Annotated in this window: 1 protein-coding gene; it reads right to left on the reverse strand. The window is 48.0% G+C overall.

Features of this window, described 5'->3' with window-relative positions:
- On the reverse strand, nt 1–732 hold a 732-nt coding region (locus R7044_RS25310), incomplete at both ends, for an AraC family transcriptional regulator (protein ID WP_225456009.1).

Consider the following 732-nt stretch of genomic DNA (forward strand, 5'->3'; position numbering starts at 1 on the left):
GATGCAGGTGGCTTTGATCATGAAAACCACATTCTTGTGCGACATCAGAGATTCTCTGCCCTTGTTTGAGCAGCTTTTTCGCCATACGTAAACGTTGCTGGATCTGGTAAGCATGAGGCGGAAAGCCAAATTGCTTTTGAAATTCGCGCAATAAGTGAAAAGGGCTCAGCCCAGCCAGTTTCGCGAGTTCTTCCAGCGACACATCGGTTTGTGGAAAGTCTTCTAAAAACTCCTTTACAAGCTGTAACTGTCGTTGCGCTTTGGTGGATTCTTTTAGTGGTGCGCGGTGAGTGCTGTGTTTACTCGCCAATTTGATCAACGTACCGTACACCAAGGTTTCTCGCAGCAGTCGATTGTCCGATTTTTCTAGAGTCTCAAACACCAAGCGCAATTGGCTTGCCAGTTCGGGATCATAAACCACAGGTTGAGGGAAATAGGGCAGCGCGATATTGGGTGAGCCAAGCTCTTGCCCCAAGGTTTGAAATTGTTCTGGCACAGGATACATTGCTTTGTATTCCCAGCCCCCCTCGGTTGCTGAATGGCCGTTATGCACTTCATCAGCGTTAACTAAGATAATGCTGTCTTGTGGTGCAATGTGGTTGCCGCCAGTGCGGAAAAATTGTTGAGCGCCTTTTTCGATCACACCAATGGTGTAGCCTTCGTGACTGTGCCGAGAGAAGTTCTGCTTTTCATACTTAGCATCTAGCAGCTCCAAGCCACCAAGTTCTTGAG

The organism is Vibrio sp. 1402, assembly GCF_033340275.1.